The 16,546-nt window shown below is 59.8% G+C and carries 16 protein-coding genes; 6 read left to right on the forward strand and 10 right to left on the reverse strand.

Annotation, left to right across the window (positions count from 1 at the left end):
• Positions 1 to 307 precede the first annotated feature (307 nt).
• The 4 genes from RBB49_RS13560 to RBB49_RS13575 all read right to left on the reverse strand — a co-directional run bounded on the left by RBB49_RS13560 (position 308) and on the right by RBB49_RS13575 (position 3,472).
• Positions 308 to 844 (reverse strand): GNAT family N-acetyltransferase, encoded by a 537-nt coding sequence (locus RBB49_RS13560; RefSeq protein ID WP_306143350.1) that lies wholly within the window; start codon positions 842 to 844, stop codon positions 308 to 310.
• Positions 841 to 1,398 carry a helix-turn-helix domain-containing protein gene (locus tag RBB49_RS13565; RefSeq protein ID WP_306143352.1) on the reverse strand — a complete coding sequence of 186 codons (558 nt, stop codon included), beginning with the start codon at positions 1,396 to 1,398 and terminating at the stop codon, positions 841 to 843. The genes RBB49_RS13560 and RBB49_RS13565 overlap by 4 nt, the downstream gene beginning before the upstream one ends.
• Positions 1,399 to 1,691: 293 nt before the next feature.
• Complete coding sequence (gene fabF, locus RBB49_RS13570; RefSeq protein WP_306143353.1) at positions 1,692 to 2,954, reverse strand: beta-ketoacyl-ACP synthase II; 1,263 nt, start codon at positions 2,952 to 2,954, stop codon at positions 1,692 to 1,694.
• 98 nt (positions 2,955 to 3,052) lie between these two features.
• Positions 3,053 to 3,472: a MarR family winged helix-turn-helix transcriptional regulator gene (locus tag RBB49_RS13575; RefSeq protein WP_306143354.1), complete on the reverse strand. Its 420-nt coding sequence runs from the start codon at positions 3,470 to 3,472 to the stop codon at positions 3,053 to 3,055.
• Positions 3,473 to 3,610: 138 nt separating this feature from the next.
• On the opposite strand from RBB49_RS13575, the gene RBB49_RS13580 reads away from it, so the two are divergent.
• The 3 genes from RBB49_RS13580 to RBB49_RS13590 all read left to right on the forward strand — a co-directional run bounded on the left by RBB49_RS13580 (position 3,611) and on the right by RBB49_RS13590 (position 6,052).
• Positions 3,611 to 4,174 carry an HdeD family acid-resistance protein gene (locus RBB49_RS13580; protein ID WP_306143356.1) on the forward strand — a complete coding sequence of 188 codons (564 nt, stop codon included), beginning with the start codon at positions 3,611 to 3,613 and terminating at the stop codon, positions 4,172 to 4,174.
• A gap of 270 nt (positions 4,175 to 4,444) precedes the next feature.
• Positions 4,445 to 5,563, forward strand: coding sequence for a TauD/TfdA family dioxygenase (locus RBB49_RS13585; protein WP_306143357.1), 1,119 nt, complete (start codon positions 4,445 to 4,447; stop codon positions 5,561 to 5,563).
• Between the two features lie 207 nt (positions 5,564 to 5,770).
• Positions 5,771 to 6,052, forward strand: a complete 282-nt coding sequence (locus RBB49_RS13590; RefSeq protein ID WP_306143358.1) for a GIY-YIG nuclease family protein — start codon at positions 5,771 to 5,773, stop codon at positions 6,050 to 6,052.
• Positions 6,053 to 6,214: 162 nt separating this feature from the next.
• Here RBB49_RS13590 and RBB49_RS13595 read toward each other — a convergent pair whose 3' ends face one another.
• Genes RBB49_RS13595 through RBB49_RS13610 form a run of 4 tightly spaced genes read right to left on the reverse strand, consistent with a single transcriptional unit; the run spans position 6,215 to position 9,955 of the window.
• The gene (locus RBB49_RS13595; protein WP_306143360.1) at positions 6,215 to 6,913 is read right to left on the reverse strand and encodes a pseudouridine synthase; all 699 of its coding nucleotides are present in this window, start codon (positions 6,911 to 6,913) and stop codon (positions 6,215 to 6,217) included.
• Position 6,914: 1 nt separating this feature from the next.
• Positions 6,915 to 7,958, reverse strand: coding sequence for a class I SAM-dependent methyltransferase (locus tag RBB49_RS13600; protein ID WP_306143361.1), 1,044 nt, complete (start codon positions 7,956 to 7,958; stop codon positions 6,915 to 6,917).
• A 60-nt stretch (positions 7,959 to 8,018) separates the two neighbouring features.
• Positions 8,019 to 8,597, reverse strand: coding sequence for a GDYXXLXY domain-containing protein (locus RBB49_RS13605; RefSeq protein WP_306143362.1), 579 nt, complete (start codon positions 8,595 to 8,597; stop codon positions 8,019 to 8,021).
• Positions 8,594 to 9,955 carry a DUF2157 domain-containing protein gene (locus RBB49_RS13610; protein ID WP_306143363.1) on the reverse strand — a complete coding sequence of 454 codons (1,362 nt, stop codon included), beginning with the start codon at positions 9,953 to 9,955 and terminating at the stop codon, positions 8,594 to 8,596. The genes RBB49_RS13605 and RBB49_RS13610 overlap by 4 nt, the downstream gene beginning before the upstream one ends.
• A gap of 384 nt (positions 9,956 to 10,339) precedes the next feature.
• Here RBB49_RS13610 and RBB49_RS13615 point away from each other — a divergent pair, with 384 nt between their 5' ends.
• The 3 genes from RBB49_RS13615 to RBB49_RS13625 all read left to right on the forward strand — a co-directional run bounded on the left by RBB49_RS13615 (position 10,340) and on the right by RBB49_RS13625 (position 12,978).
• A complete protein-coding gene (locus RBB49_RS13615; RefSeq protein WP_306143364.1) occupies positions 10,340 to 11,350 on the forward strand; it encodes an ABC transporter substrate-binding protein in 1,011 nt (336 codons plus the stop codon).
• A 75-nt stretch (positions 11,351 to 11,425) separates the two neighbouring features.
• Positions 11,426 to 12,217 (forward strand): ABC transporter ATP-binding protein, encoded by a 792-nt coding sequence (locus RBB49_RS13620; protein ID WP_306143365.1) that lies wholly within the window; start codon positions 11,426 to 11,428, stop codon positions 12,215 to 12,217.
• Positions 12,214 to 12,978 (forward strand): ABC transporter permease, encoded by a 765-nt coding sequence (locus tag RBB49_RS13625; RefSeq protein WP_306143366.1) that lies wholly within the window; start codon positions 12,214 to 12,216, stop codon positions 12,976 to 12,978. The genes RBB49_RS13620 and RBB49_RS13625 overlap by 4 nt, the downstream gene beginning before the upstream one ends.
• 107 nt (positions 12,979 to 13,085) lie before the next feature.
• On the opposite strand, the gene RBB49_RS13630 is transcribed toward RBB49_RS13625, so the two are convergent.
• Both RBB49_RS13630 and fabI read right to left on the reverse strand, forming a co-directional pair.
• Complete coding sequence (locus tag RBB49_RS13630; RefSeq protein WP_306143367.1) at positions 13,086 to 15,707, reverse strand: DUF3141 domain-containing protein; 2,622 nt, start codon at positions 15,705 to 15,707, stop codon at positions 13,086 to 13,088.
• Between the two features lie 9 nt (positions 15,708 to 15,716).
• On the reverse strand, positions 15,717 to 16,481 hold the full coding sequence (gene fabI / locus RBB49_RS13635; protein ID WP_306143368.1) for an enoyl-ACP reductase FabI: 765 nt from the start codon (positions 16,479 to 16,481) through the stop codon (positions 15,717 to 15,719).
• Positions 16,482 to 16,546: the final 65 nt, after the last annotated feature.

A 16,546-nucleotide genomic window follows, 5' to 3' on the forward strand; every position in this document is an offset into this window, starting at 1 on the left:
AAACCCCGCCGTTCCGTTTCCCCGATTTGTCATCCCGGTTTGCCGCGCAAGCGGCAAGACCGGGAACAAGTACTCCAAGTGGCTGGACGTTACAAAAAGAGAGAGAAACAAGTGGTTACTGGGTTCAGGCCTTTCGCTGCGCTTCAGCCGGAATGACAAGATCATTGACCGGTGATCGCCTCACACGATCAAATCCGGGTTAAACCGGACAGCAGCGGGTCAAGCCATGGCATGACCACGCAAAGAGAAGTCCCGTCTCGAGTCCGGTTTGGGTATCTTGGACTTCACTGCGTCAGTCCTTACCCCCTCACCTCAGATCCTTGTAAAACACCGTCGTCGCATCAAGCGTGCCGTGGCTGCCATAGGCGTAGTCGGGGATGCTGCCGACTTTCTGATAGCCGCAAGTCGGGTAGAGTTTCTCGGCCCGGTCACCTGTGACAGTGTCGAGCACGAGCAGCCAACGGTCGAGCGACAGGGCAAGGCCGTCGATCGCCGCCATCAGCTTGCGCGCCAAGCCCTTGCGGCGGTGATGCGGGTGAACCATCAGTTTGGCGACCTCGGCCCGGTGGCCGCCATTGTCCTGCGGAGCCAGTGCCAGCATGACGACACCGGCAATCGTTTCGTTTTCGCGGGCGACCAGGAGAAAGGCGCTGCCATTCTCCACAGAAGCAACCTGTTTCTGCCAGAAGGCCTCGGCCTTTTCCTGGCCGAGCGGCAGGATGAAACCGATGCCGGCCCCGTCTTCGACACAGGCCTTGAGCAGCGTCCCGAGAGCGCCTACGGACGTTCGCATCTCGGCGGATGTCAGAAGAAAAACAGGCGGGTCGGGCTGATATCCGGTCATGGCGTGATCACAGTCAGAAGGTAACGCGCGGGCTTCGGGCCCGGGGCATGGTAGGCATTGGGGGCATTCAGGCGGAAACGCAGGCAATCGCCGGGAGAAAGGTCGTGACGCTCGTCGCCGATTGTCATCACAAGTGCCCCCTCTAACAGGACGAGGTGATGCTCCAGATCCGGCAGCGGAGGGACAGAATAGGAAATCGTCGCACCCGGAGGGAGTTCGCCCTCGACCACACTGCCACGGAAGCCGCCTGAGGCCGGCGACACGCTGCGGCGGCGGAAGCCGGTTGCCGGGTCTTCCCAGAGAGGCTGGTCGGAGCGCGCAATCCGGGCGTCACCGACCGGTGCGCCAAACCCGAACAGCTCCGCCATCGTGATGCCGAAGGCACGCGCGAGCTGCCCCAGCACAACGGCGGTCGGACTTGTGTCGCCGCGCTCGATCCGCGAGAGCGTCGCCCGGCTCACACCGGACCGTTCCGCAAGTTCCTCCAACCGCCAGTCCCGCGCTTTCCGCAGAGCGGCGAGACGACCACTGATATCCGGTTCTGTTTCAGGCATGATCTTTCCCGTTAACGAGAATTATCTCATATATGGGATTTTGATCTGTTTCAACTCATCAAGCCCACCCACCAATACTAATGTGCCGTCCCGGACTTGATCCGGGACCTGAGCCCGTCGGAATAAGGCCCCGGCTCAAGGCCGGGGCAGCACAGTTCATACCCCGGTCAAGCAGGTCGAATTGGTATCGGTGAGTCTTCCGGACACTCAGTGCAGAGTTGCTGGAATTATCGCAATCGTCTCAACCCAATCGTGAACCCGCGAGATGGCGCTGCTGTTTGCACCGCGAAATCTCAAACCCTCGAAAACACCGCGCTGGCATTGACGCCACCGAAGCCGAACCCGTTGGTGAGAACGTGATCGACCTGCCGGTCGATTGCGCTGCCGGGCACCATCTCAAACCGGGTCATGGCTTCATCCGGCATTTCCAGGTTGCGCGAGGGCGGAAGCTGGCCGGACGTGAGCGCCTTTACGCAGGCAACTGCCTCGACCGCTCCGGCGGCCCCCAGCAAATGACCGAACATGGACTTGGACGAGGACACCGCCAGATCCTTGCCCCGTCCCTCAAAGAGGGTCGTCAAGGCGGCGATCTCTGCCGCATCGCCAACGGGGGTGGAGGTCGAGTGCGCGTTGACATAGCCGATGTCGGCAGGTGTCAGCCCGGCTGTGGCAAGCGCCTTTCGCATCGCGCGCAATCCGCCCTCGCCGTCCGGCGAGGACGCGGTGACGTGATAGGCATCGGCGGTGGTGCCATAACCCTTCAGTTCGACAAGGATGTTCGCACCGCGCGCTGTCGCGTGTTCCATTTCTTCCAGGATCAGGATGCCTGCGCCTTCACCCATAATGAAACCGTCCCGGTCCTGATCGAACGGCCGCGAGGCGTGGGCCGGATCATCGTTGCGCTTGGAAGACATCGCCTTGGCGGCGCAGAACCCGGCATAGGACACCTTGTCGATGCACGCCTCGGTTCCACCGGCAACCATGACATCCGCTTCGCCGGACCGAATCAGACGTGCGGCATCACCAAGTGCCTGCAGGCTCGCCGCGCAGGCGGTGACAGGCGCTCCGATCGGTCCCTTGAGACCGTAGCGTATGGAAACCTGTCCGGCGGCAAGGTTGGCAAGAAATGAAGGGACCAGAAAGGGAGAGGCCCGGCGCGGTCCCTTTTCATCGACCAGCCGGGTTCCGGCAGTCATTGCCGGGAAGCCGCCGACGCCGGTGGCTATGATCGTGCCGGTGCGTTCTTTTTCCTCTGCCGTTTCCGGCTGCCAGCCTGAATTCGCAAGCGCTTCCTGGGCCGCACCCATGGCGAAGTGGATGAACCGGTCTGAGCGTCTTTGCTCGCGCGCATCAAGAACCGAATCGACATCAAACCCGAATTCGTCCTCGTCCTTCGAAGGAACCTCGCCGGCGACCTGACAGGCAAGATCGCCCGGGTCAAAGTGGCTGATCCTGCGAATCCCGTTTGCACCGGAGGTCACGCGCTGCCAGAAACCGTCCAGCCCGGTTCCGAGCGGCGACACAATTCCCATACCTGTTACGACTACCCGACGCATTACCACCTCGTCCTATCTGGTGCTGTTGGCGCTCAGTGCCCTCCTTCGGGCTCAAGCGCTTTAAATGGCTCTTCAGAAACTGATTCAAAGAGCCGGTTTCATAGTTGCGAAAGTCTTTGCAACGCATTGATTGTTTTCAGGAACTCATCTGCTCCCAGATGCTCTTCGACGTCTTTTTGGGCTTTCCGCCACAGTGGCAGGGCTTCCTGCAACAACGCTTCTCCCCGGTCCGTGACGCTGTAGCGCTTGGCCTTGCCATCGCCTGCCAGCGCCGAAACGACCAGACCGTCACGCTCCAGCAGGGCAACGTTGCGCACAAGGGTCGTGCGATCCATCGACAACCTGTCGGCGAGTTCCGCTGTGGTCCGCGCCCTGACCTGCCTGATCGCGACGAGCACCGAAAACTGGCCCGCCGTCATGCCGACCTGACGGGCCAGCCTGTCATAGTGGCGGCTGACGGCCCGTGCCGCCTTGCGCGCATTGTCCAGAACGCAAAGAGAGAAGTCGTCTTCTTGCATGCCTCCTTGTGTGCATATACACACCAATTGTCAAGCTTGGTAATCCCCAACGCTAACCACCCGGAATGTCATCAAGATTTTGTGATTTGCTGCGAAGCGGTTACGGTGCGGGAGCAACCGGAACGTGAGGAGGTCAAAATGGCAGATGCGGTTCAGGCTGTTGAAGACATGAAAGCGAAAATCCAGGAGAATTGGGGCTGGTTCCTGGCCCTCGGCGTAGCGCTGGTCATTGGTGGAATCATTCTGATCGCAGCGCCGCTCGCAACGTCCATAGCCGTGACGATCCTGATTGCGGCGGTGCTGTTCGTCGGCGGGCTCGTGCAGATCTACAATGCCTTCAAGACGCAAGGCACGACCAGTTTCATCTGGAACCTGATCACGGGCATCATTGCGGTGATCGGCGGTGTCGTGATCTATCTGAACCCCCTGGCCGGCACCTTTGCGCTGACGCTTGTGATCGCCGCCATCTTCGTCGCGCAGGGCGTGAGCCAGATCCTCCTGGCGTTCAAACTGAAGCCGCATGACGGGTGGGTCTGGGTTCTTGTGGCCGGGATCGTCTCGCTGCTGGCGGGCATCATGATCTGGATGGACCTGCCGGGTTCTGCTGCATGGGCGCTTGGACTGATCGCAGGCATCTCCGTTCTGGTGAACGGCTGGAGCTACATAGCCATTGCGCTCGCGGCCAAGGCGTCCAAGGGCTGAATTTACCCGGCCAGTGCAATAACTTAAAACTTATCCGCGCCCGGCAAATTTCTGTTGCCGGGCGTTTTTATCAATGTCATCTTGCCGCCGAAAGTTCCCAGAAGGCGGTGCCTTCCAACCGGCCGGTTTCGGATGTTGTCAATCCTCGGGCGCAGTCCCGGAAATCCGCATAACAAAGCCTACTGGTGGTGGCCGCCTCCCGCCCGCCGTTGATGGACTGCATCCTCAGGATGCGCTGATCTTTCTCACGAACATCGACGGATTTTTTTCATGACAACTGCACTTTTGCGCGGTGAAGACCGCGTGCTCAATGTCGTCTGGCCGAATGGCACCAGCGCCGACTTTCCCTTTTTGTGGCTGCGCGACAACTGCCCGAGCGGCTTTCACCCTGACACCCAGGAACGTCAGTTCGACCTGACCAGCATCTCTCCCGATCTCACGGCCAGCGACGTTGCCATGGACGACGGGAACATCGTCATCACCTGGGAAGGTGAAACGCATACCAGCTGTTTCGACCCGGAGTGGCTCTTCCATCACCGGCCGGGCATTGGTCTTAAAGACCCCGCACGAGTGGAGCCGACTCACTGGCACGGCGACTTCCCTCAGGAAGACCTGCCACGCGCCGATGCCCGTGCGCTCATGTCAGACGACACGGCCCTGCTCGACTTCCTGATCGAAACAAAAAAGACCGGCCTTGCCTTTGTCGACGGCATGTCCGGCGACGTGGATGCCGGCATGGCCATGGCGCGGCGGATCGGGTTCTTGCGGGAAACGAATTTCGGAACAACGTTCGAGGTGATGTCCAAGCCGAACCCGAACAATCTCGCCTACACGTCCCACGCCCTGCCGCTGCACACCGACCTTGCCAACCAGGAGCTGCCGCCAGGCTTCCAGTTTCTGCATTGCCTTGCCAATGAAGCGGAAGGCGGCGGCTCAACCTTCTGCGACGGCTTTGCGATTGCCGCCGATCTGCGTGCGGAGGACCCGGATGCATTCCGGCTTCTTTCGGAAACGCCGGTTCCGTTCCGTTTCCACGATCAGGACTATGACATCCGGCGCCATCACACGGTGATCGATCTGGACCCGTTCGGGAACATGCAGGAACTGCACTTCAACGCGCATCTTGCCGGGATTTTCGATCTGCCGGTCTCGCTCATGGAGCCCTATTACCGCGCCTATCGGAAAGTCATGCAGATGACACGGTCAAACACCTACGTTCTGACAACGCGTCTCAAGGGCGGGGAGATGGTGATCTTCGACAACCGTCGCGTGATGCACGGCCGCGCTGCCTTCAACCCCAACACAGGCTTCCGCCACCTGCGTGGCTGCTACGTGGACCGCGGCGAATTCGACAGCCGCATTCGTGTTCTCAGCAGAGACAAACGCTGAGCGTGGCAACGCTATGCCCCGGATATCCTGCTGGAAATCCGGGGCAAGCATGACGTCGTTTCGGTTTGGGATGCGCGGGGCTTCTGTGCCTCGTCGTGCCGCACTCGGCTGCGGTTCAGCGAGTAGGCCCCGGATCTGCGCTACGCTTGTCCGGGGTGACACATTTTGAACGACAAGGTATTCATATCTCAACCATGAGGTGTGCCTTTGCCTTACCACGTCTATATTCTTGCAAGCAGAATGAACGGAACCCTGTACGTCGGCGTAACCAACGATTTATCGCGCCGCGTTTACGAGCACAGGTCAGGCATCGCAAGCAGCTTTACGCGCAAAAATAGTGTTCACAGGCTAGTTTTTGCAGAGGGTTTTGACAACGTCGAAGAAGCGATTGCGATGGAAAAACGCTTGAAGAGATGGCGACGAAACTGGAAAATCCAGTTGATAGAAAAAGGCAATCCTTACTGGCTGGATCTCTATAGAAATGACTAAGACATTGGGCGAAAAGGGCTTTTTGCTTTTTGAACGAATGCGGCTTGATAAACCGGTGTCACCCCGGACAAGCAGAGCGCAGATCCGGGGCCTACTCGCCTTTTTGCTTGCGCCGGGCAAATGACGGTGCACCGAAGCCAGCCTGCGGGCATATGCAAAACATCACGCAAAGATGAGCGATTTTTCCGTGTCGGAGAGCACCTTCCAGTTGCCTTCGTCCACGCCGTCCAGCCCGAGAGAACCGACCCTGCTGCGCCGGAGCGCAGTGACATGGTTGCCGGTGGCGGCGAACATGCGGCGGACCTGGTGATAGCGGCCCTCATGCAGGGTGAGACGTCCGTTGGTTTCGTCGATGACGTCCAGTTCAGCCGGTTTCAGGGGCTTTTCCTCGCTTTCCAGCATCATTTCCCCGGATGCGAACAGGTCAGCTTCGGTCCCGTTCATCGGCCGGTCCAGCGTGACGTCGTAGACTTTCGGCACCTCGGATTTCGGCGAAATCACCTTGTGCAGAAATGTCCCGTCATCGGTGAAAAGCAAAAGGCCGGACGTTTCCTTGTCGAGACGCCCGATCGTTGAAAGCGCCGGTTTGCGCACACGAAACCTGTCGGGAAGCAGATCGTAGACAAGACGCCCCTGATCCTTGGCCGAACAGGTGTAACCGACCGGCTTGTTCATGAGGATCACGACGCCCTGGGCCGGGTCGAGAGGCTCATCATCGAACAGAATGTCGTCATGGGCAGCCTTGCTGTCCGCCTTGAGGCGATTGCCGGCCGTGTCCGTGACCCAGCCGTTTCGGATCGCAAGCTGCATTTCCTTGCGGCTGCCATAGCCGAGATTGGCGAGAAGCTTCACCAGCCGCATGTCACCGACCTCCCTTTGCCTTGACGGCCCTGATGACCTTGTAGCCGCCCTCATCCGCCAGCTGGATGACGTCCGCGAAGACCGAGGAGAGTGTCTTTTCGTATGGCAAATGACGGTTTGCGACCAAATAGAATTCGCCGCCGGGACGAAGCCCTGCAGCAGCGACCCTGATAAAGCCCTGACCGACATCGATGCGGTCGGCCTTGCCTGTCTGGTGAAACGGCGGATTGGAGACAATGAAATCGTAGGGTCCATCGATGCCCTGCGTGACATCGCACCAGACACCGTTCATCGCTCTCTTGCCCTTGAATGCCGACAGATTTTCTTCCGCGAGATCGAGCGCCCGCTTTTCGGCTTCGTAAAGATCCATCGCGGCCACCTTGGGAGCCTTTTCAAGGACCGTTCTGGCCAGGTAGCCGAAACCGGCACCAAGGTCGGCACCGCGTCCCTTGAGCGTGTCGGGAATCAACCCGGACAGCAGTTTCGACGCCGGATCGATGCGGTCCCAGGCAAAAAGGCCAGGCCTGCTGAGATAAGCCCCGTCCAGAACCTGTCTTGGCGCATCGAGCGCACGCCATTCCTCCAGCAGGGACTGATCGACCGCGTCTTCGCGCACCTGACCCCAGACGGCCCGGCACTTGTTCTTGGTAACCTTGTCGACACCGCCCAGAAGGTCCGACAGGTCCTTCTCGACCGTTTTCGCGCCTTCCGTGTTGGGTGCGCAGGCAACGACAATTCCGCCTTCTTTTGCGCTGGCAACGGCCTCGGCAAGTTGCGCACGCGCCTCCTGTCTCTGCCGTGTGGGCAGAACGAGGACGGCGTCATGGTGTCCATCCGGCGCTTCGGCGGCAACCTTGAAACCGGACCTTTCCAGTGCGTCCCGGTCCGGCGCGAAGCTTTGCACGCATGTCAGATCCATGCCTGCGAGCGCTTCCAAGGCACGGCCTGCCCGCGCCCGCAGGAACAGGACGCGCGCTCCCTGATCGATGTCGACACCCCCCGTCTCCAGGGGCAGCATCAGCGTGTCTAACGCGGGATCGGACATGACGGACTTTCAGAGCTGTTTCGGACCAATGCTGGCTCTTACAACCAGCTTTGCCTGCCGTCAAAAACTACTGTCGGATTTGAAGGCCTTGCCATCGACCAGCAGGTTCAGCGGCAGGGAGCGGCCATCCCCGGCAATCGCCACTTCCAGCAGGACCCGGCTTGTGTCGAGCCGCTCAATCTCGCGGCCTTCGCCTTCCGGCAGAAAAAACGCGTCGATGCCGTAGTCGATCCAGACTGTCTCGGCGGAACTGGATCTGACAGTGCCGGCGATCACCAGCTTGCCTGATTGCGGCTGGTCCAGCGAGACGGAGACCGGGCGCACGGGCTCCTCACCATTCCGTTCAAGTTCAAGAAAGACCGCTTGCCCCGCCTTGAGGTTTTCAGCACCTTCCAAAGCCCTCGGAATCCGTCCGATTGCCAGGTTGATGATGACATAGTCCCCTCTGAGGAGATCTCTCGGATCGACGGGAACCAGTTCCAGGGAAACGACGGTTCCCGTCATTTGCACCTGAAGCCTGTCCACCAGCGGAATGGAGATCAGGGCTAGCTGGAAAAGCGCCAGGAGGCCCCACTTCAGATAGGTGATCGGCTTGTTTGGTTGCCTTGCCGCGCCTGTCTCGACCGAAACGTCACTCATGACACGGCCTCCTTTTCGCCGGTCCTGACAGAAGGAGCCGGCCTGCCGGATCTGAAGATACGCGCAAGCCACAAAGCGACGCCAAGCAGGAGCACGCCAGCGACGAGGAAAAAGACGGATTGTCCGAGGAGCGTTCCGATCGTCACCTGCAGGAGCCAGAGCGCAACCGCGGTCAGGCCGATATAGGAACACAGCATCCAGTAGCGATTGTTGAACCATGTTGCGAGTGAACACAGTCCAACCAGCGCCGCCATGGATGCGGCCGCCAGAACAAGCGTACTGGACGTGAAGACCGGCATCATGACGGCGACAAAGGCCAAACCGGTCGCACCGAACAACGCCTGTGCCTTGGCGGTCTTGTAGGACAGCAAAAGCCCGGCGCCGAGAAGAACACAGGCAACGGCAAGGGGAGCAAGGGCCGGCACCGTCCAGAGAGCGGCGGCGTCGATATCAGACGCGATTTCGGGCACAACGATAAGCGCGGTGACCACAAGACCGTTGAGCACCAGAAACCCGGCATCCTGCAGGGAACGGCTCATCAGCCAGCGCCCGTGCGAGCGGGCCGGCAAGCTGCTGTTCCATTTCACGCAAAGATCGGCGATCGGATCGATCAGCACCATGATCACCGCCAGTCCGCCTGCCCCCGCAAGCGACATGGCTAGAACAAAACCGTCATCTGCTGAGTGGAGATCGGCAATCTCGCCCAGCCATCTGCCGAATGTCATCCAGAGCAGCGCGATGGCGAGCCAGCGCGACAACCGTGCAGGTGCCACGATGGCATGCGCAAAAACTGCGATCAGAATCGCAACACCAACCAGGTCCTGCCAGGCTGTCGCTTCCCCAAGATCCGCGCGGCTGACCTGCCAGGTGAGCGCGGCAATTGCTGCGACGGTCAACGATGCCCTGGAGCCGGTGAGCCAGGCAGCGGCCAGACCGCCCATACAGACCAGAAATGCACCGCCCGCCCAGTCTTCCGGCAAATGAAAAATCTGACCGACCAGCGCCATGCCGCCGACAAAAACGAGGGTCGCAAAGCCGGTGAGAAGATCCGCAATACCCTTTCGGCCACTTGCTGCGGCGCGTGCCGCAAGCAGGTGACTGACAACGAGAAGGGCCGCGATCCCGACAAGCTTTGCGATTTTGGGAATGGCGGCCCAGTTGGCGGCGATGAACGCGAACAAGGCCAGGGCAACGCAGATCATGCCTATTCCGGCGAGCGCCATCGGCAGGCGCGAGCGTCCGTCCTCCTGTTCCTGTTCGCGCAGGATCGACGCCGCGCCCGATGAGCTGACCCACCCCTTGGCGACCCAGTCTTCCAGGTCCTCTTTCAGTCTCTTCCTGTACGCCCAGTCGAACATAGGTTTGTGCCGAAATGTTTCTTGTTGTTCAGGTGATCGCTGCAGTGATAGCAGACCTTGCAGGTTCAATAAGGCCAAACTCGGCGGAGAATTCGGCATAAAGGGAAGAAAATGTTGCGGTGTCTGGCTGCAAACAGGTTTTTCCTGCTGGATCCCTTCCCCTTCGAAAGCTGAATACAGTCGCCTGACAGGGTCGATTTTCCAGCAGAAAGGTCAACTGTTTCCCGCTTTTTCAATCCATCAATGGATGGGCTTTCTCCGTTGTCCTCATGGCAAATTGCAACACGCGATTGACTAGATTGAAGGCAGACAAATATCGTGCTTGATTTTTGTGCACGCAGCTTTCACACTTCGCCGGAAAAATTGAAAACACAGGGGAACAATATGCGTCTTTTGAAAAGCGCCGCGCTTGCATTGATGATCAGTGGAGGCAGCGCGTATGCCGAGACCGATATCAAATTCACACTGGACTGGAAGTTCGAAGGCCCGTCGGCACCTTTCTTCATTGCTCTCGACAAGGGCTACTTCAAGGATGAAGGGCTGAACGTGACCATCGACAGCGGCGCTGGATCGCGCGAATCGCTGCCGCGCGTCGCGACCGGAACCTATGATATGGGATTCGGTGACATCAATGCCCTCATCAAGCTGATGGACGAACAGCCGGACCTCAAGGTCAAGGCCGTCATGATGGCCTACGAAACGCCGCCCTTCGCCGTGATCGGGCGCAAAAGCCAGGGCGTGACGGAAGATCCCAAGTCGCTTGAAGGCAAGACCCTTGGCGCACCGCCGCCTGATGCTGCCTTCGGACAATGGCCAGCCTTTGTCGATGTCGCCGGCCTCGATACCAGCGGCATCACGATCGAGAATGTCGGTTTCCCGGTTCGCGAGCCCATGCTGGCCCAGGGTCAGGTGGACGCGATTTTCGGTTTCTCCTTCTCCTCCGTCCTGAACCTGAAGGCACAGGGCGTTCCGGAAGACGACATTTCGCTGATCCTGATGGGTGAGAACGGTCTCGACCTTTACGGCAACGTTGTCATTGCCAACACCGACTTCGCCGCCGAAAACCCGGATGCCGTCAAGGGCTTCGTCAAGGCCCTGACCAAGGGCTATCTCGACGCGATCGCAGATCCGGCCGCCGCCATTCCCTATGTCATGAAGCGCAATGAAGTGCTTGATGAAGCCGTCGAAGTGGACCGTCTGACCATGGCCGTGGAAGGCTCCATCGCAACGCCTGCCGTGAAGGAAAACGGCTTTGGCGGTGCCGACATGGAGAAACTGGCGAAATCCATGGAATATCTCCAGACTTCCATGGGCGTGAGCGACACACCGCCGGCCCCGGAAAAGGTGTTCGACAGCAGCTATCTTCCTCCCAAGGAAGACCGGATGGTCAAGTAATCCTTCCGCTTCACCCTTGATCAATTGCTCCTGCGGCCTGCGAATGGCCGCGGGAGCCCTGTTTCGGACCAGACCTTGACCGGATTTGTAGACCTTAGAAACGTACGTCTGTCTTACGGACAGGCAGACGATGCGACCCTTGCCCTCGACGGACTGGACATGAGTATCCAGGAAGGCGAGTTCGCAGCCGTCGTCGGCCCCTCGGGCTGCGGAAAATCAACGCTGATGAAGCTCGCGACCGGGCTGATCAACCCGCAGGAGGGAACCGTAGAGGTTGCCCACCAGGAAGTTTCGGGACCTGTCTCCATTGCGGGTATGGCGTTTCAGAACCCGTCGATGCTGCCGTGGCGCAGTACGCTGTCCAACGTGATGCTGCCGCTGGAAATCGTCCAGCCACACCGCGCCAACCTCCGGCGCGAAAAGGCCGCCTATACGCAAAAGGCGGAAGAATTGCTCAAGCTCGTCGGCCTCGGCGGTTTCGGGGAGAAGTATCCCTGGCAACTCTCAGGCGGCATGCAGCAGCGTGCGAACCTGTGCCGGGCACTCATTCATGACCCGGCGCTGTTGATGCTCGACGAGCCTTTTGGTGCGCTGGACGCCTTCACACGCGAGGAACTGTGGCAGGTCATGCGCGACCTTCATGCGGAAAAGAGCTTCACGGTCATCCTGGTGACCCATGACCTTCGGGAGGCCGTCTATCTTGCAGATACCGTTTTCGTCATGAGCGCGCGTCCTGGCAAAATCATCGAACGGCGGGAAGTCTCTTTCCCCCGCCCCAGATCCATCGACCTGATCTACGAGGCCGAGTTCAACGACATTGTTCATGACCTCAGGGCCCTGATCGCGGAAGCGAGGGTGGCGGCATGACAACGTCCCGCTGGATCACTCTCGCCCCGTGGCTCTGGACCATCGGCCTGTTCCTGATCTGGGAACTGGCCGTCAAGATTTTCGATCTCCCGGTCTTCATCCTGCCCGCCCCGACGGATATCTGGGCCGCGATCGTCAAATACTGGTCGCCGATCTGGAAGAACTCGGTGCAGACGCTGTTCACGACCGTCGCCGGCTTTCTGCTTGCCGTCGTCGGCGGACTGGCGCTCGGCCTTGCCATCGGCTGGAGCCGGGCGATCTATGCCGGTCTTTATCCGCTGATGATCGGCTTCAACTCTATACCGAAGGTCGCGGTTGTTCCGATCCTGGTAATCTGGTTTGGCATCGGAACCATCCCTGCCGTGCTGACAGCGTTCCTGATTGCATTCTTCCCGATCGTGGTGAACGTCGCCACGGGGCTTGCGACCATCGAACCCGAAATGGAAGACGTCTTGCGTGCGCTGGGCGCGAAGAAGCTGGATATCATGCTGAAAGTCGGCATCCCCCGGTCGATGCCCTACTTCTTCGGCTCCCTGAAGGTTGCCATTACGCTCGCCTTTGTCGGCTCGGTGATTTCGGAAACGGTGGCGGCCAATTCCGGCATCGGCCACATGATGCTCGCGGCACAATCGCAGTTCAACGTTCCGCTCGTCTGGGCGGGACTGGTCGCCCTCGCGGTGCTCGGCATTGTGATGTACGCCATCATGGCCTGGCTGGAGATCCGGATGACGGGCTGGGCGCACCGCAGCAGCCGGTCTTAGGCAACCACCTGACACGACCAGCGTTTTTGCGATTGCCGCGCAGCGGAAGTCATTGTTTGAGAAAAACCAGGGGCGTCCGGGTGATCCGGACGCCCCTTCTATTATCCCTATTCGGCAGGTTCTTCGGATTTGGGTGAAGATGTGCGCGGTTTGCGGTCTTTGGTGGGTTTGGCAACGGTGGGTTTGCGCGACGCAGACTTGCGCGCAGCCGGTTTGCCGGGCGAGGCTTTTTGGGTCGGCCTTGCCTTTGCCGCCACCGCCGTCGTCTTCTTCACCGGCGCTTTTACAGCTGCCGGCTCCGGGGCCTTGTCCGGCTCTGCCGAAGCCGCGCTCTCCCCCAGTGGATCTTCTTCGATGTTTCCGGTTGCCGGCGGCAGGCCCAGCACCTTGTGGAAACTTTGAAGCGTCTCCAGCGTGTGCGGCGTCATCTCGTCGATGTCACCGGGAATATAGCGGACGACCCTGGTGGCCAGTTCGCGTTCTTCCCTGGTCTTGAGCAGTTTCGGCAAGGAAGACAGCGCGCGCTCTGGAGCGAATTCGACAATCAGTGTCTGTTCCTGAAGCATGAAGCTGCGCTCGTCGGGAGTGAGCGACTTGAAAGGTTCGTCCTGGGTAAGCACGCGCGAGGACCGCTCGAGCCGGTCGCGCCGCACATTGCCCCGGCTTTCGGCGAGCAGGATCAGCATCCGGACAACCGCTTCCCGGAAGCCGCCTTCCTCGATATGCATAAGGGCAGCCTGGACCGGAGGCAGACTGCGCAACTCGTCCGCGTTCTTGAGTGTGCGGCCCGGCTGCCTGGATCGCCCGAACCAGCGCATGTAGGGCGTCCCCCACATGGTGTAGAAGAGGTTCTCATACATGGTGTCGCGCAGATCGCGGAAGAGGTCCATGGACTGCTCGATCATCGCCGCCTGGACCCGTTCCAGTTCCACGAACGGGTTGTCAGGCGCAACCGGGTGACGCTCGGCTTTGGTCTTCTCGGCCCAGCCCGGAAGAGTGCTCAGGAACGGGTTCATGCTCGAAAAGAGCTCGTGCTGAAGCCGCAGGGGATGGGTGCGCCGCCGCAGGTCCGCGCTCTGCTCGGTGACGCCGGCCTGAACAAACGGGCGCACACAAACGTCGTAAAACTCGGCCTGCTGCTCGGACGCCCTTGCGACCGCGGCAAACGGGATCTCGTCGTCACGGCCGTCATCCAGCGCTTTGAGGTCATCCGTGCTGCGCTCGTGGAAGCTGACGGTAAACTGGCGGTCGAGCAACTCGCCTTCGTAATCGTCGATCGTCATCTCGTATAGACCCGGCGGCAGCGCCTCGATGGTCTTCAGCGTCGAGGTTACCTCCGTATGCTCCTTCTTGGCGATCTTGGAGGAGACGAAAATCCCGAGGTGTCCGACCTGGTCGTGAACCATGTAGATGATCCGCTGTCCGCGGATCGCAATCTCCCGCTCATCCGCGTAGGTGTCGAGTATCCAGTTGAGCGCCTGCTGCGGCGGGGTAATGTTGTCGCCGAAGCTGGCAAAAACGATGATCGGCGCGCGGACCTGCTTGATATCGACATTCCGTCCCGGTTCGAGTTGCGCTTCATTCTTGGACAGACGGTTGCCGACAAAGAGCTGTTCGACGATCCACTTCATTTCCGCTTCGTTCAAAAGGAAGTAACCGCCCCACCAACGCTCGAATTCCAGAAAGCGCTGCGGCTCGGTGTCGACCTTGGAATAAAGGTCGTAATACTTGCCGAAATAGTTCCTGGCAGGATTGAGAAGCTCGAAGTTCTGGACAATGTCCGCACCGTCAAAGACGCCGTGGCCAAGGTCGGAGTAGAACATGGCGTTGTAGGTTCCGCCCAGAATTCCGCCATTGTAGCGCATCGGGTTTTCACCCACGCGCCCAGCCCATGTCGACACCGGCGCGCCGTTGAGAATGATCGGGCCCGTGAGGTCGGGGTTCGTCGCCGCAAGCAGCAAGGTTGCCCAGCCTCCCTGGCAATTGCCGGTGACCACCGGATTGGGCGCCTCGGGATGCAGTTCCTTCACCTTGCGCACGAACGCGGCTTCCGCACGGGTGACATCGGCCAGCGTCTGGCCTTTTTCGGGCATGCGCTTGAAGGCCACGAAATAGACGGGATGGCCGTCGCGAAGTGCGACACCCACCTGGCTGTCCGGCTTGAACCCGCCGATGCCCGCGCCGTGTCCCGCACGCGGATCAATGATGATATACGGGCGTTTCCAGGGCTTGGGTTCACGGCACGGGGTATCTTCCGGATGCCTGATCTTCAGGAGCATGTAGCAGCAGGGATGCGGCAGGTCCGCACCGTCCAGAACCAGGTCGTAGTCATAGATGAGGACAGGCGGACAGCCCGCCTCTTCATGCTCGATGAAATTGTCGCCCCGCTGGCGCAGCGTATCCATCGTGAGCACGATACGCTGAGCCGCGTCTTTCCAGTAACTCTCAAAGGCGCCGTAAAGCGCGCCTTTCGCCTGCGCCTGTGTCAGATCTTCGAACGCCTTGCCATACGCTGACAGGCTGTCCTGCCAGCGCTGCTTGTGCACATCGGTGATGTTCGTCAGATGCTTTGTGAGCCCGCGAGCCATAAGCTCCGCCATGTTCGAGATTTCCGCCGCCTGGGCCTGCCACGCGGTGAAGCGCTGCGACGGTGACCACGCCGTCGCGTCTTCCAAAGACTGCAGGAATTCGTTGTGGCCCTTCTCGAGCGCGTCGAAAATGTCCTTCATCAGGACCTCCTATCCAACAATGCTGTAACCGCCATCGATGAAATGAATGCCGCCCGTGACATTGAAGGCTTCGCGGCTGGCAAGGAACGCGGCATAGGCGCCGACGTCATCGATCGTGGCAAGGTGATGTGTGGGTGCGCGCTCGGCCGCGTCGTTCAGCAATTCATCGAATTCCGCGATACCTGACGCCGCGCGCGTGCGCAATGGTCCGGGAGAGAGAGCATGCACCGATATGCCCTTGGGTCCCATCTCGGCCGCCGCGTAGCGGGTCGCTGCCTCAAGCGCAGCCTTGACCGGTCCCATGACACCATAATTCTCGACAACCTTCTGAGCGCCCATAAACGAAACCGTCATGCAGGTGCCCCCCTTCGGCATCAAGGGTTCGGCCTTGCGGATGAGACGCAGGAAGGAGTGAACCGAGATATCCATCGCCAGCGAAAACCCGTCCGCGGAGCAATCGACGACACGGCCATGCAGATCATCCTTCTTCGAAAAGGCAATGGAATGCAGCAACGTGTCGAGCTTGCCCCACTTTTCCGTAATCATGGCGAAAAGCGCGTCCAGCTCGCCCTCGTCCCGCACGTCGAGCGGTGCGATAATCTCCGCGCCAAGTTCTTCGGCCAGCGGACGAACAAAGGGCTCTGCCTTTTCATTGAGATAAGTGATCGCCAGATCAGCGCCCTGCTCGCGAAAGGCCTTCGCACAGCCATACGCGATGGACTGGTCGTTGGCGACACCGACCACAAGGGCCTTGAACCCCGTCAAATCAAACATGACTGTCAGCTCCCTGACGTTGAAACAGACTGGAACCGGCGTAACGCCGGGAACGATCTCCCGTC

The organism is Roseibium sp. MMSF_3412 (assembly GCF_030733265.1).
Taxonomy (GTDB): domain Bacteria; phylum Pseudomonadota; class Alphaproteobacteria; order Rhizobiales; family Stappiaceae; genus Roseibium.